Raw genomic sequence first — 14422 nt, 5'->3', positions numbered from 1 at the left:
GTCAGCGCACCTTCACGTACTGCCAAACCCTGGCTGGCCGCCCTGATCACCAGCGTGTTGTTCCTGATCGTATGCCTGAGCTGGGGCACGACATGGCTGGGGATCAAGATTGCCGTTGAAAGCGTGCCACCGCTAACTGCTGCCGGTTTGCGGTTCCTGATCGCTTTTCCGTTGTTTCTCGGCTTCGCTTTGATCCGTCGTGAACCGCTGCTGTTTCCCAAGGAAAGTCGCTGGTTCTTTGTCTTCGTCACGCTGACGTATTTCAGCCTGCCGTATTACTTGCTCAACTACGGCGAGATGTACGTGTCATCGGGTCTGACGGCGCTTTTATTCAGCTGCATGCCGGTGTTCATCCTGTTGTTCTCCGCACTGTTTTTGCGGGAGAAAATCTACCCGTCGCAAGTGCTCGGCATCGCCATCGGCTTCGGCAGTCTGTTCATGATCATCCGCAGCCAAGGGCTGCATCTGGACCATACCGAATTGCTCGGGGTGTTGGCGATCCTCTGCGCGGCGGTGATGCATTCGCTGTGTTACGTGGTGACTAAAAAACACGGTACGGCGATCAGCGTTATCACCTACAACACGCTGCCCATCGGCATTGCCGGGCTGATGCTGTTTGTCGCCGGATTGAATGTCGAAGCACCCGTGTTCGATGCCATCACCGCGCGTTCATGGAGCGCCCTGCTCTATCTGGGGCTGGTGGCGTCGGTGGGCGGGTTTATCGTTTACTTTCTGCTGCTCAAGCGGCTGAGCCCGATCATTCTGTCGTTTGTGTTCATCATTTTTCCGGTGTTCGCGGTGATCATCGGTGCCTGGTACGAGGGACAAGCCTTGTCCCAGGAACTGATGATGTACTCGGCGATTTTGTTGACGGGGTTTGCGATCACCAAATTGCCTGTGGAAAAGTGGCTCAAATGACGAATAAGTCGACGAACCGATTCACGGGTGTCGCCTCAAGCGCCGCCTGGTCCTTGCACAACGCAAAGATCTCAGCGCTGCGCTGGGCGTTGAAGCGGGTCGCCAGGTTGGCCTTGAACTTGTCTTCCAGCAACGGAATGCCGTCGGTGCGCCGACGGCGATGGCCGATCGGGTACTCCACCAATACGTTATCGGTGCTGGAGCCGTCCTTGAAGAACACCTGTATCGCATTGGCGATGGAGCGCTTATCGGCCTCCAGGTATTCGCGGGTGTAGCGCGGGTCTTCGACGATGACCATTTTTTCGCGCAGCACGTCGATGATCGGATGCGCCGTGTGGAAGTCGTCCTCGTACTGCTCGGCCACCAGATCGCCGAACGCCAGCGGCACGGCAGTCATGTACTGAAGGCAATGGTCACGGTCCGCAGCGTTGGCCAACGGGCCGACCTTGGAGATGATGCGGATCGCCGATTCGTGGGTGGTGATGACGATTTTGTCGATCTCGTGCAGGCGATTTCTGACTTGCGGGTGCAGGGTCACCGCCGCTTCGCACGCCGTTTGCGCGTGGAATTCGGCCGGAAAGCTGATCTTGAACAGCACGTTTTCCATCACGTAACTGCCGTACGACCGGGAGAAGCTGAACACGCGTTTGTCTTCAGGCTTGAGCGCCAGATCGTTGTTGGTATGGCTGAACAACACGTCGTAGAAGCCCCACTGTTTGGCAGTCAGCACGCCGGGGATGCCCATCTCACCGCGCATCGCAATGTCCGCCAGTCGCACACCGCGACTGGACGCATCGCCTGCCGCCCAGCATTTACGCGATCCGGCATTCGGCGCATGACGGTAAGTGCGCAGCGCCTGACCGTCGGCGAAGGCATGAGACAACGCGGACAACAACTGCTCGCGATTGGCGCCCATCAGCTTGGCGGTGACAGCGGTCGAGGCGACTTTCACCAGGATGACGTGATCGAGGCCCACGCGATTGAAGGAGTTTTCCAGCGCGATCACGCCTTGGATTTCGTGGGCCATGATCATGGCTTCGAGCACCGCGCGAACGGTCAGCGGCGCGTCGCCATTGGCCAGACGCTTTTGCGAAAGATGATCGGCCACCGCAAGAATGCCACCGAGATTATCGGACGGATGGCCCCACTCGGCCGCAAGCCAAGTGTCGTTGTAGTCAAGCCAGCGGACGATGCAACCGATGTCCCACGCAGCTTTGACTGGATCGAGACGGTAAGGAGTGCCGGGGACGCGAGCGCCGAAAGGGACGACGGTGCCTTCCACCATGGGCCCGAGGTGTTTGGTGCATTCGGGGAAACGCAAGGCCAGGAGACCGCAGCCGAGGGTGTCCATCAGGCAGTTGCGAGCGGTGTCCAAGGCTTCTTGGGATTCGATGTTGAAGGTCAGGACGTAATCGGCGATGTCCTGCAGGACCGTGTCGTAGTCGGGGCGGTTGTTCAGGTCGACGTTGGCGCTCATGTTCGATTCACTCTTGAAGTGGTTCGTTGATGGGACCTCGGTTCAGGGGGCAATCTCAGTCAGTTATTGCTTTCTTATTCTGGAAATGGGATCAACTGTAGGAGCTGCCGAAGGTTCGGGCCGCGTTCGGACGATCTTTTGATTTTTCTTTTTAAAGACAAGATCAAAAGATCGTCCGAACGCGGCCCGAACCTTCGGCAGCTCCTACAGGGTATGTGCATTTAGAAAGAGTCGCCCGGCACACGAACAAACCCTTCCATCAACACCCGCGCACTGCGGCTCATGATGGCTTTGTTCACGGTCCATTCACCGTTCACCTGACTGGCCTCAGCACCCACGCGCAACGTGCCGGACGGATGTCCAAAGCGCACAGCATTACGTTCAATACCACCCGCCGCAAGATTCACCAACGTGCCGGGAATCGCCGCCGCCGTACCGATCGCCACTGCCGCCGTGCCCATCATCGCGTGATGCAACTTGCCCATCGACAACGCGCGCACCAGCAGGTCGACATCATCCGCCGCAATCGCCTTGCCACTGGAGGCAACGTAGTCCGCTGGCTTGGCAACAAAGGCAACCTTCGGCGTGTGCTGACGCTTGGCCGCTTCGTCCAGATCCTTGATCAGGCCCATGCGCAACGCGCCGTAAGCCCGAATAGTTTCGAACATCGCCAACGCTTTCGGATCGCTATTGATCGCGCCTTGCAGCTCAGTGCCGGTGTAGCCGATGTCTTCGGCGTTGACGAAGATGGTCGGAATACCGGCATTGATCATGGTCGCCTTGAAGGTCCCGACACCCGGCACCTCCAGGTCATCCACCAGGTTGCCGGTAGGGAACATCGAACCACCGCCGCCCTCTTCTTCCGCCGCCGGATCCATGAATTCGACCTGCACTTCCGCGGCCGGAAAGGTCACGCCGTCGAGTTCGAAGTCGCCGGTTTCCTGTACCTCACCCTGGGTGATCGGCACGTGGGCGATGATGGTCTTGCCAATGTTGGCCTGCCACACGCGAACCACCGCAACGCCGTTCTGCGGAATGCGGCTGGCATCCACCAGACCGTTGCTGATAGCGAACGAACCCACCGCTGCCGACAGGTTGCCGCAGTTGCCGCTCCAGTCGACGAAGGGCTTGTCGATGGAGACCTGACCGAACAGGTAATCGACGTCGTGATCGGCCTTGATGCTTTTCGACAGGATCACGGTTTTGCTGGTGCTGGAGGTCGCACCGCCCATGCCGTCGATTTGCTTGTCGTACGGGTCGGGGCTGCCGATCACGCGCAGCAATAAAGCATCGCGAGCCGGGCCGGGAATCTGTGCCGCTTCGGGCAAGTCTTGCAGGCTGAAGAACACGCCTTTGCTGGTGCCGCCACGCATGTAGGTGGCAGGGATTTTGATTTGAGGTACGTGAGCCATGTCATTCCTCTATTGGCCGCCAGGGGATTCGAAATCCCCTGCGGCTCTGCGTTTTAAACGGCGACGGCCGATTCCAGGAAGTCTTGTGCGAAGCGCTGCAATACGCCGCCCGCCTCGTAGATCGACACTTCTTCGGCGGTGTCGAGGCGGCAGGTCACCGGCACTTCGACGCGTTCGCCGTTCTTGCGGTTGATCACCAGCGTCAGCTCGGCACGCGGGGTGCGTAAACCAATCACGTCGTAGGTTTCGCTGCCATCGATACCCAACGTCTTGCGGTCGGTGCCCGGTTTGAACTCCAGTGGCAACACGCCCATGCCCACCAGGTTGGTGCGGTGAATGCGCTCGAAGCCTTCGGCCGCAATCGCTTCCACACCCGCCAGACGCACACCTTTGGCCGCCCAGTCGCGGGACGAACCCTGACCGTAGTCGGCGCCGGCGATGATGATCAGCGGCTGCTTGCGCTCCATGTAGGTTTCGATGGCTTCCCACATGCGCATGACCTGGCCTTCCGGCTCGACGCGAGCCAAAGAACCCTGTTTGACCTTGCCGTTCTCCTGAACCATTTCATTGAACAGTTTCGGGTTGGCGAAGGTGGCGCGCTGCGCAGTCAGGTGGTCACCGCGGTGGGTTGCGTAAGAGTTGAAGTCCTCTTCCGGCAGGCCCATTTTCGCCAGGTATTCGCCGGCGGCGCTGTCGAGCATGATCGCGTTCGATGGCGACAGGTGATCGGTGGTGATGTTGTCCGGCAGTACCGCCAGCGGGCGCATGCCCTTGAGCGGACGAGCGCCAGCCAACGCGCCTTCCCAGTACGGCGGACGACGAATGTAGGTGCTCATCTCGCGCCAGTCGTACAGCGGCGTCACTTTCGGACCGGTGTCTTCGTGGATGGCGAACATCGGGATGTAGACCTGACGGAACTGCTCAGGTTTGACCGATGCTTTCACCACTGCGTCGATTTCTTCGTCGCTTGGCCAGATGTCTTTCAGGCGGATTTCCTTGCCATCAACCACGCCCAGCACATCTTTTTCGATGTCGAAACGGATGGTCCCGGCGATGGCGTAAGCCACGACCAACGGCGGCGAAGCCAGGAACGCGTTCTTGGCGTACGGGTGAATCCGGCCGTCAAAGTTGCGGTTGCCGGACAATACTGCAGTGGCGTACAGGTCGCGGTCGATGATCTCTTGCTGGATCACCGGATCCAGGGCACCGGACATGCCGTTGCAGGTGGTGCAGGCGAAAGCGACGATGCCGAAACCGAGTTGTTCCAGTTCGCTGGTGAGGCCGGCCTCGTCGAGGTACAGCGCGACGGTTTTCGAGCCCGGCGCCAGGGACGATTTGACCCACGGCTTGCGGGTCAGCCCGAGCTTGTTGGCATTGCGCGCCAGCAGGCCGGCGGCGATGACGTTGCGCGGGTTGCTGGTGTTGGTGCAACTGGTGATGGCGGCGATGATCACCGCGCCGTCCGGCATCTGGCCGGGCACTTCGGTCCACTGGCCGGAGATGCCTTGGGCGGCGAGGTCCGAGGTGGCGACACGGGCGTGCGGGTTGCTCGGGCCGGCCATGTTGCGCACCACCGAGGACAGGTCGAAGGTCAACCCACGCTCGTATTGCGCATTCTTCAAGCTGTCAGCCCACAGGCCTGTGGTCTTGGCATATTGCTCTACGAGCTGCACCTGCTCGTCTTCGCGGCCGGTGAGTTTCAGGTAGTCGATGGTCTGCTGGTCGATGTAGAACATCGCCGCCGTGGCGCCGTATTCCGGGGCCATGTTGGAAATGGTCGCGCGGTCGCCGAGGGTCAGCGCGGAGGCGCCTTCACCGAAGAACTCCAGCCACGCACCGACGACTTTTTGCTGACGCAGGAACTCGGTCAGCGCCAGCACCATGTCAGTGGCGGTGATGCCCGGTTGCAGTTTGCCAGTCAGCTCGACGCCGACGCTTTCCGGCAGACGCATCCACGACGCGCGGCCAAGCATCACACTTTCCGCTTCCAGACCGCCAACACCGATGGCGATCACGCCCAGTGCATCGACGTGCGGAGTGTGACTGTCGGTACCGACGCAAGTGTCGGGGAACGCCACGCCGTCGCGCACCTGGATCACCGGAGACATTTTCTCCAGGTTGATCTGGTGCATGATCCCGTTGCCCGGCGGGATCACGTCGACGTTTTTGAAGGCCTTTTTGGTCCAGTTGATGAAGTGGAAACGGTCTTCGTTGCGACGGTCTTCGATGGCGCGGTTCTTCTCGAACGCCTCCGGATCAAAACCACCGCGCTCGACGGCCAGGGAGTGGTCGACGATCAATTGCGTCGGCACCACCGGGTTCACTTGCGCCGGATCGCCACCTTGCAGGGCGATAGCGTCACGCAGGCCGGCGAGGTCGACCAGCGCGGTCTGGCCGAGAATGTCGTGGCACACCACGCGGGCCGGGAACCACGGAAAATCGAGGTCGCGTTTGCGCTCGATGAATTGCTTCAGGGATTCGGTGAGCGTGGCCGGGTCGCAGCGACGCACGAGGTTTTCCGCCAGCACACGGGAGGTGTACGGCAGCGTGTCGTAGGCGCCGGGCTGGATGGCTTCGACAGCCGCGCGGACGTCGAAGTAATCCAGATGGCTGCCGGGTAGCGGTTTGCGGAATTCAGTGTTCATCGTCAGGACTCGGTCACGGTGGTTGCAAAAGGTGGGGCCAGACACAGCTCCTGAAGTGAACACGGTCCACTGTGGGAGCGAGCCTGCTCGCGAAAGCGGTACATCAGTCGACATCATTGCTGGATGTCAGTCCGTATTCGCGAGCAGGCTCGCTCCCACAGGGTGCCCGGTTCCTTCAGTTAGCTGCCTCAGCTCCCCACCATTCAGCGTTGTTCGATTGGCACGAACTTGCGCTGTTCGACGCCGACGTACTCGGCGCTCGGGCGGATGATGCGGTTGTTGGCACGCTGTTCGAACACATGCGCCGCCCAGCCGGTCAGGCGCGAGCAGACGAAAATCGGTGTGAACAACTTGGTCGGGATGCCCATGAAGTGGTACGTCGACGCATGGTAGAAGTCGGCGTTCGGGAACAGTTTTTTCTGCTCCCACATGGTCTTGTCGATGGCTTCGGAGACCGGGAACAACACCGTGTCGCCCACCTCGTCAGCGAGTTTTTTCGACCAGCCCTTGATCACCTCGTTGCGCGGATCATTGTCCTTATAGATCGCGTGGCCGAAGCCCATGATCTTGTCCTTGCGCTCGAGCATGCCGAGGGTGCCTTTGATCGCCTCTTCCGGCGAGCTGAAGCGCTCGATCATTTCCATCGCCGCTTCGTTGGCGCCGCCGTGCAGCGGACCACGCAGCGAGCCAATGGCCGCCGTGACGCAGGAATACATGTCCGACAACGTCGAGGCGCACACCCGTGCGGTGAAGGTCGAGGCGTTGAACTCGTGTTCCGCGTAGAGGATCAGCGAAACGTTCATCACTTTGACGTGCAACTCGCTTGGCTTCTTGTCGTGCAGCAGGTGCAGGAAGTGGCCGCCGATGGATTGCTCGTCGCTCACGCAGCTGATGCGTTTGCCGTCGTGGCTGAAGCGATACCAGTAGCACATGATCGCCGGGAAGGCGGCCAGCAGGCGGTCGGTAATGTCGTGTTGTTCAGAGAAGTCCTTCTCCGGCTCGATGTTGCCCAGGAACGAGCAACCGGTGCGCATCACGTCCATCGGATGGGCGTCGGCGGGGATGCGTTCCAGCACTTCTTTGAGCGCTTGCGGCAGGTCGCGCAGCTTGCTCAGTTTGCTCACGTAAGCCGCGAGTTGTGTTTTGGTCGGCAGTTCGCCGTAAAGCAGCAGGTACGCCACTTCTTCGAATTGTGCGTCAGCCGCCAATTCGCGAACGTCGTAGCCGCGATAGGTCAGGCCTGCGCCCGACTGGCCCACGGTGGACAGAGCGGTTTGCCCGGCAACCTGGCCACGGAGCCCGGCGCCACTGAGTACTTTTGCTTCGGCCATTGCTGTCTCCAATCTTGAATTTGTTTGAGAATCTGTAGGAGCTGTCGAGTGAAACGAGGCTGCGATCTTTTGATCTCTATTTCTTCGCCGCAAACAACGCATCGAGCTTCTGCTCGAAGGTGTGGTAGTCGATGCGATCGTAAAGCTCCATGCGGGTCTGCATGGTGTCGATGACGTTTTGTTGCGTGCCGTCGCGGCGGATCGCGGTGTAGACGTTTTCCGCCGCCTTGTTCATCGCGCGGAACGCGGACAATGGGTATAGCACCAGCGACACGTCCGCAGCGGCGAGTTGCTCGGTGGTGTACAGCGGCGTCGCGCCGAACTCGGTGATGTTGGCCAGGATCGGCGCTTTCACGCGGCTGGCGAACAGCTTGTACATGTCCAGTTCGGTGATGGCTTCCGGGAAGATCATGTCGGCGCCAGCCTCGATGCACGCGGCGGCGCGATCCAGCGCAGATTCCAGACCTTCCACCGCGAGGGCGTCGGTGCGGGCCATGATCACGAAGCTGTCATCGGTGCGCGCATCGACGGCAGCCTTGATGCGGTCGACCATTTCCTGCAGGGACACGATCTCTTTATTAGGACGGTGACCGCAGCGCTTGGCGCCGACCTGGTCTTCGATGTGAATCGCCGCCGCGCCGAACTTGATCATCGACTTGACGGTGCGCGCGACGTTGAACGCCGAGGAACCGAAGCCGGTGTCCACGTCCACCAACAGCGGCAGGTCGCAGACGTCAGTGATGCGACGCACGTCGGTCAGCACGTCGTCCAGGCCGGTGATGCCCAGGTCCGGCACGCCGAGGGAGCCAGCAGCCACCCCGCCACCGGACAGATAAATAGCCTTGAAACCGGCGCGCTTGGCCAGCAGTGCGTGGTTGGCGTTGATCGCGCCGACCACCTGCAAAGGATGCTCGCTGGCGACCGCATCGCGGAAACGCTGGCCTGGAGTGCTCTTGTTCAAACTCATGACTCACCTCGTTGAGTGGCTGTCGGGTTAGCGCCGTCCTGGTAGTGACGGGCAATATTGCGTTTGGAGGCGCCGATGTGACGGCGCATCAACAACTCGGCCAGCTCACCGTCACGGTCGGCGATGGCATCGAGAATTCGGTGGTGCTCGGCAAAGGCCTGACGCGGGCGATTGGGTGTGGTGGAAAACTGGATGCGGTACATGCGCACCAGTTGATAAAGCTCGCCGCAAAGCATCTGCGTCAGGGTGCGGTTGCCGCTGCCCTGGATAATTCGGTAATGGAAGTCGAAATCGCCTTCCTGCTGGTAGTAGCCGACACCGGCCTGAAACGCCGCATCACGCTCATGGGTTTCGAGGACCCGGCGCAATTCGTCGATTTCTTCGAGGGTCATGCGCTCCGCTGCCAGACGGCAGGCCATGCCTTCGAGGGATTCGCGGATCTCGTAGAGTTCCAGCAGCTCGGCGTGGCTCAGCGACACCACCCGCGCCCCGACGTGCGGCACACGAACCAGCAGGCGCTGGCCTTCCAGACGGTGGATCGCCTCGCGCAGCGGCCCGCGGCTGATGCCATAGGTGCGCGCCAGTTCCGGCTCGGAGATCTTGCTGCCTGGGGCGATCTCGCCCTTGACGATGGCCGCCTGAATGCGTCGGAAGACGTTCTCGGAAAGTGTCTCGGAATCGTCTTGAGCAATGACCGGGGGATCGAGTTGATCCAGCATATTGTCGACACCTTGAAAGCTGATGCGGCAAAAACTAGCGAAGACAGACCTTTTAGTCAAAGGATAAATAGGTATTGTCGACAATCGTCTAATAACCGACAGCACCATAACGACGCAGCCCCTCTGTTTATGACCGCCTCCCGGCGCTGGCGCCATAAAACCACCGTGCTAGAATGCCGGCCGCATTTGTTTGTGACATTTGCACTGCTTGTCATAAACAGTTGATAGGCATACGAGGGAGCTTGCGCAGCGATGCCAAGGCCTTGAATAGAAGTACGGACCGCTGCGCACCAGGATTTATGAGACTCAAGCCCTTCCCCACCTTCCTTTATCTTCTTTGCCTGCCAGGTGTCGCCGCGGCGGGGGGAAAGACCGTGTACGGCCTTAACGAGTACGCCTCCCTGGGGGGCATCGACCTGGAAGTCGCCGCCAAACTCGACACCGGGGCGAAAACCGCGTCCCTGAGTGCCCGCGACATCAAACGCTTCAAACGCAATGGCGAGTCCTGGGTGCGTTTTTATCTGGCGATTGACACTGCGCACTCGCACCCCATCGAACGGCCACTGGCCCGGGTCAGCAAGATCAAGCGCCGGGCCGGCGACTTCGACCCGGAAGAAGGCAAGAAGTACACCGCCCGTCCGGTCATCGAGTTGGATATCTGCATGGGTTCGGCTTTACGCAGTATCGAAGTGAACCTGACCGACCGCAGCGCGTTCCAATACCCGCTCCTGATCGGCTCCGAAGCACTGAAACGCTTCGATGCGCTGGTCGACCCCAGTCTTAAATACGCTGCTGGCAAACCCGCCTGCGCCACCGACGCTCATACCGCAGAGTAATTCCAATGCGCTCTCTTACCCTCCATCTGAAATTCCTGATCGCCATCCTGGTGGTGCTGGGTATTTCAGTCACGGCCTATCAGATCTTCGTGCTCGGCATTCCAGTGACCGAAGACGCCACCGACGACTTATGGAACATCGACGCCAAAGTCGAGTTCGTCGCCAGCGCCAAGGACCCGGTCAAGATCCAGATGTTCGTGCCGCCGCTGAGCCGCGATTACGTCAGCCTCAACGAGAGTTTCATTTCCAACAACTACGGCGTGTCCGTGAACCGTGCCGACGGCAACCGCAAGGTCACCTGGTCGGCGCGCCGAGCCAAGGGCAATCAGACGCTTTATTACCGCTTGGTGCTGACCAAGCGTTACACCGGCGAAAAATCCAAGATCAAAGGCCCGACCTTCCGCGATAGCATTGCGGTTGAAGGCGCGGAAAAAGTCGCCGCCGAAGCCCTCCTTGCGCCCATTCGCCAGCACTCGGCCGACGTCGAAACCTTCATCGGCGAAGCCATCAAGCGTGTCAACAATCTCAACGACGACAACGTGAAGCTGCTGCTGGCTGGCGATCCGTCCGCCGGGCACAAGGCCAAAATCGTCGAGCTGGTGCTGTCCATCGCCCACGTGCCGGTGGAAAAGGTCCACACCATCCGCCTGGTGGCCGACCAGCCGCAAACGCCGGAACTCTGGCTGCGCAGTTTCAATGGCACTGACTGGCTGTATTTCAACCCGGAAACCGGTGAACAGGGCCTGCCCACCGACCGCCTGCTGTGGTGGACCGGCGACGAAAACCTGATCACCGTCGATGGCGGCAAGAAAGCCAACGTGACGTTCAGCCTGAACAATAGCGAGATGAATGCGATTCGCCTGGCCAAGCTGACCGACGAAAACACCGACGCCAACTTCCTCGAATACTCGCTGTACGGCCTGCCGCTGCAAACCCAGCAGACCTTCATGATTATGGTGATGATCCCGATCGGCGTGCTGGTGATCCTGATCCTGCGCAACCTGATCGGTATTCAAACCCTCGGCACCTTTACTCCCGTGCTGATCGCCCTGGCGTTCCGGGAAACCCAGCTCGGCTTCGGTATTGTGCTGTTTACGATCATCACGGCGCTGGGCCTGTCACTGCGTTCCTACCTTGAGCACTTGAAGCTTCAAATGCTGCCGAGGCTGTCGGTGGTGCTGACCTTCGTGGTGGTGCTGATTGCGGCGATCAGCCTGCTCAGCCATAAACTCGGCCTGGAACGCGGGTTGTCGGTGGCGCTGTTCCCGATGGTGATTCTGACGATGACCATCGAACGCCTGTCGATTACCTGGGAAGAACGCGGTTCCGGCCACGCCATGAAAGTGGCAATCGGTACGCTGTTTGCCGCGTCGCTGTCGCACCTGATCATGAGCGTTCCGGAGCTGGTTTACTTCGTGTTCACCTTCCCGGCGATCCTGTTGATCCTGGTGGGCTTCATGCTGGCGATGGGTCGCTATCGCGGCTACCGCCTGACCGAACTGGTGCGTTTCAAGGCTTTCCTGAAAAAGGCTGACGCCTGATGTTCGGCTTCTGGAAAACCTGGAAGGCCCTGGAAGCCCGGGGCATCATGGGGATCAATCGGCGTAACGCCGACTACGTGCTCAAGTACAACAAGCGCAGTCTGTACCCGATTGTCGATGACAAGATCATCACCAAGGAACGCGCCATCGCCGCCGGCATTCATGTACCGGAACTGTATGGCGTGATCTCCACCGAGAAAGAAATCGACAACCTCGACGGCATCATCGGCGGGCGCAACGACTTCGTGATCAAACCGGCCCAGGGCGCGGGCGGTGACGGCATCATTGTGATTGCCGACCGTTTTGAGGGCCGCTATCGCACGGTGTCCGGCAAGATCATCAGCCATGAGGAAATCGAGCACCATATTTCCAGCATCCTCACCGGCCTCTACTCCTTGGGCGGTCACCGGGATCGGGCGCTGATCGAGTACCGCGTGACCCCGGACCAGATCTTCAAGAGCATCAGCTATGAAGGCGTGCCAGACATTCGGATCATCGTGCTGATGGGCTACCCGGTGATGGCCATGCTGCGGCTGCCAACCCGCCAATCCGGCGGCAAGGCCAACCTGCACCAGGGCGCCATCGGCGTCGGTGTCGACCTCGCCACCGGCCTGACATTGCGCGGCACCTGGCTGAACAACATCATCACCAAACACCCGGACACCACCAACGCGGTGGATGGCGTGCAACTGCCCTACTGGGACGGTTTCATGAAACTTGCCGCGGGCTGCTATGAGCTGTGCGGGCTGGGTTACATCGGTGTCGACATGGTGCTGGACCAGGAGAAAGGACCGCTGATTCTTGAGCTCAACGCCCGGCCAGGGCTGAACATTCAGATTGCCAATGATTGCGGGCTGACGTTGCGCACCCATGCGGTAGAAGCGCGGCTGGAAGCGTTGAAGGCTCGCGGGGTGACCGAGACGGTTGAAGAACGCGTGGCGTTTGTGCAGGAGATGTTTGGGCATATTCCTGCTGTAGAAGGCTGATCCTGAACCGCGGCGCGCCCTTCGCGAGCAAGCCCGCTCCCACATTTGATCTGCGGTGTGACACAAATCGAGTGTGGGAGCGGGCTTGCTCGCGAAGACTGACTCCCAGTCACTACAGCACCCAACGCCTGCCCCCAATCTGCCAAACCCCGACATGCCCTCTAGGAGCAATTCCCCGAGAGGACTACAATCGCCCCCCCCCGCCTCGTTGGCTGATCTGCCCCGCCCATGTTGACCTGTTCCGTACACCCGCTCCCCTATCGCGCCAACCCCGCCGAGTACTTCGCGGCGATTCGTCATGCACCCGGTGCCGTGCTGCTCGACAGTGGCCGGCCGACTGCCGAGCGTGGGCGTTATGACCTGCTCAGCGCCTGGCCGCTGGAACAACTGGCGGTGTTGCCTGACGAAAGTGGCAGCGATTTCCTGCAACGCCTTCGCGACAATCTGACACGACTCGGTGAAGCGACGGTACCTGCTGACCTGCCCTTCGCGGGAGGCTTGATCGGTTACCTGAGCTACGACTTCGGTCGGCATCTGGAAAACCTGCCGAGTCAGGCGCAGGACGATCTGCAACTGCCCGACGCACGTTTCGGGTTGTACGACTGGGCACTGATCAGCGATCACCAACTGAGTACCAGTCAGTTGGTCTTCCACCCATCGCTGATCGACAGCGAACGTCAGCGTCTGATCGCACTGTTCAGTCAGCCTTCAGCTGAAGCAGTCGAGCCGTTCAAGTTGAAAGCCCCGATGAAGGCCGACCTGAGCGCTGACGAGTATCGCCACGCGCTGGAGCGCATTCACCACTACATCCAGGCTGGCGACTGCTACCAGGTCAATTTCGCCCAGCGTTTCCGCGCACAGTGCCAGGGCGATCCATGGGCTGCGTATTGCGCGCTGCGGGCGGCGTGTCCGACGCCGTTCTCCGGTTTTCAGAGCCTGCCCGACGGCGGCGCGGTGCTGAGTCTGTCGCCGGAGCGGTTCGTCAAAGTCAGCGAACGCCATGTCGAAACCCGCCCGATCAAAGGCACCCGCCCTCGCGGGCTGACCGCTGCAGAAGATGCGGCAAACGCCGCCGAACTGCTGGCCAGTCCCAAGGACCGCGCGGAAAACCTGATGATCGTCGACCTGCTGCGCAATGACCTCGGCCGTACTTGCCGTATCGGTTCGGTGCGGGTGCCGGAGTTGTTCAGCCTGGAAAGCTACCCGAACGTGCATCACCTGGTGAGCAGCGTGACCGGGGAACTGGCGGATGACCGGGATGCGCTGGACCTGATCGCTGGCAGCTTCCCTGGCGGTTCGATTACCGGTGCGCCGAAGATTCGCGCGATGCAGATCATTGATGAGCTTGAGCCGACTCGGCGCGGGTTGTACTGCGGGTCTTTGCTCTATCTGGACGTGCGCGGCGAGATGGACAGCTCCATCGCGATTCGCAGTTTGCTGGTCAAGGATGGGCAAGTGTGTTGCTGGGGCGGTGGCGGAATCGTCGCGGACTCGGAGTGGCAGGCCGAGTATCAGGAATCGATTACCAAAGTGAAGGTGTTGCTCGATACCCTTCAAAACCTCTAAAAGCATCGCGGGCAAGCCCGCTCC

11 protein-coding genes are annotated in these 14422 nt (G+C 60.3%); 5 read left to right on the top strand and 6 right to left on the bottom strand.

From position 1 onward, the window contains the following. The first annotated feature begins 33 nt into the window (after positions 1-33). Positions 34-918 carry a DMT family transporter gene (locus ACYZTX_RS11415; RefSeq protein WP_462037023.1) on the top strand — a complete coding sequence of 295 codons (885 nt, stop codon included), beginning with the start codon at positions 34-36 and terminating at the stop codon, positions 916-918. On the opposite strand, the gene prpD is transcribed toward ACYZTX_RS11415, so the two are convergent. The 6 genes from prpD to ACYZTX_RS11385 all read right to left on the bottom strand — a co-directional run bounded on the left by prpD (position 911) and on the right by ACYZTX_RS11385 (position 9466). After that, positions 911-2395: a 2-methylcitrate dehydratase gene (gene prpD / locus ACYZTX_RS11410; protein ID WP_462034131.1), complete on the bottom strand. Its 1485-nt coding sequence runs from the start codon at positions 2393-2395 to the stop codon at positions 911-913. The genes ACYZTX_RS11415 and prpD overlap by 8 nt on opposite strands. Before the next feature lie 221 nt (positions 2396-2616). Beyond that, complete coding sequence (gene prpF, locus ACYZTX_RS11405; RefSeq protein WP_462034130.1) at positions 2617-3807, bottom strand: 2-methylaconitate cis-trans isomerase PrpF; 1191 nt, start codon at positions 3805-3807, stop codon at positions 2617-2619. 53 nt (positions 3808-3860) lie between these two features. Beyond that, the gene (gene acnD, locus ACYZTX_RS11400) at positions 3861-6452 is read right to left on the bottom strand and encodes a Fe/S-dependent 2-methylisocitrate dehydratase AcnD (protein WP_462034129.1); all 2592 of its coding nucleotides are present in this window, start codon (positions 6450-6452) and stop codon (positions 3861-3863) included. A 203-nt stretch (positions 6453-6655) separates the two neighbouring features. Continuing rightward, positions 6656-7783: a bifunctional 2-methylcitrate synthase/citrate synthase gene (prpC, locus tag ACYZTX_RS11395; protein ID WP_462034128.1), complete on the bottom strand. Its 1128-nt coding sequence runs from the start codon at positions 7781-7783 to the stop codon at positions 6656-6658. A 76-nt stretch (positions 7784-7859) separates the two neighbouring features. Then, positions 7860-8750, bottom strand: a complete 891-nt coding sequence (gene prpB / locus ACYZTX_RS11390) for a methylisocitrate lyase (protein WP_149420202.1) — start codon at positions 8748-8750, stop codon at positions 7860-7862. Next, positions 8747-9466: a GntR family transcriptional regulator gene (locus ACYZTX_RS11385; RefSeq protein ID WP_461979800.1), complete on the bottom strand. Its 720-nt coding sequence runs from the start codon at positions 9464-9466 to the stop codon at positions 8747-8749. Before ACYZTX_RS11385 ends, prpB begins: the two co-directional genes overlap by 4 nt. A gap of 302 nt (positions 9467-9768) precedes the next feature. On the opposite strand from ACYZTX_RS11385, the gene rloA reads away from it, so the two are divergent. The 4 genes from rloA to pabB all read left to right on the top strand — a co-directional run bounded on the left by rloA (position 9769) and on the right by pabB (position 14398). Further along, positions 9769-10305, top strand: a complete 537-nt coding sequence (gene rloA, locus ACYZTX_RS11380) for a retropepsin-like aspartic peptidase RloA (protein ID WP_462034127.1) — start codon at positions 9769-9771, stop codon at positions 10303-10305. 5 nt (positions 10306-10310) lie between these two features. Next, on the top strand, positions 10311-11846 hold the full coding sequence (gene rloB, locus ACYZTX_RS11375; RefSeq protein WP_462034126.1) for an osmotic stress tolerance membrane protein RloB: 1536 nt from the start codon (positions 10311-10313) through the stop codon (positions 11844-11846). After that, the gene (locus ACYZTX_RS11370; RefSeq protein WP_462034125.1) at positions 11846-12832 is read left to right on the top strand and encodes an alpha-L-glutamate ligase-like protein; all 987 of its coding nucleotides are present in this window, start codon (positions 11846-11848) and stop codon (positions 12830-12832) included. The genes rloB and ACYZTX_RS11370 overlap by 1 nt, the downstream gene beginning before the upstream one ends. 228 nt (positions 12833-13060) lie before the next feature. Then, positions 13061-14398, top strand: a complete 1338-nt coding sequence (pabB, locus tag ACYZTX_RS11365; RefSeq protein ID WP_462034124.1) for an aminodeoxychorismate synthase component I — start codon at positions 13061-13063, stop codon at positions 14396-14398. The last annotated feature ends 24 nt before the right edge of the window (positions 14399-14422 follow it).

This window comes from Pseudomonas sp. MDT1-17, assembly GCF_054898105.1.
Note: the sequence above shows the minus strand (reverse complement) of the source record. Positions and strands in the feature narration are given on the sequence as shown.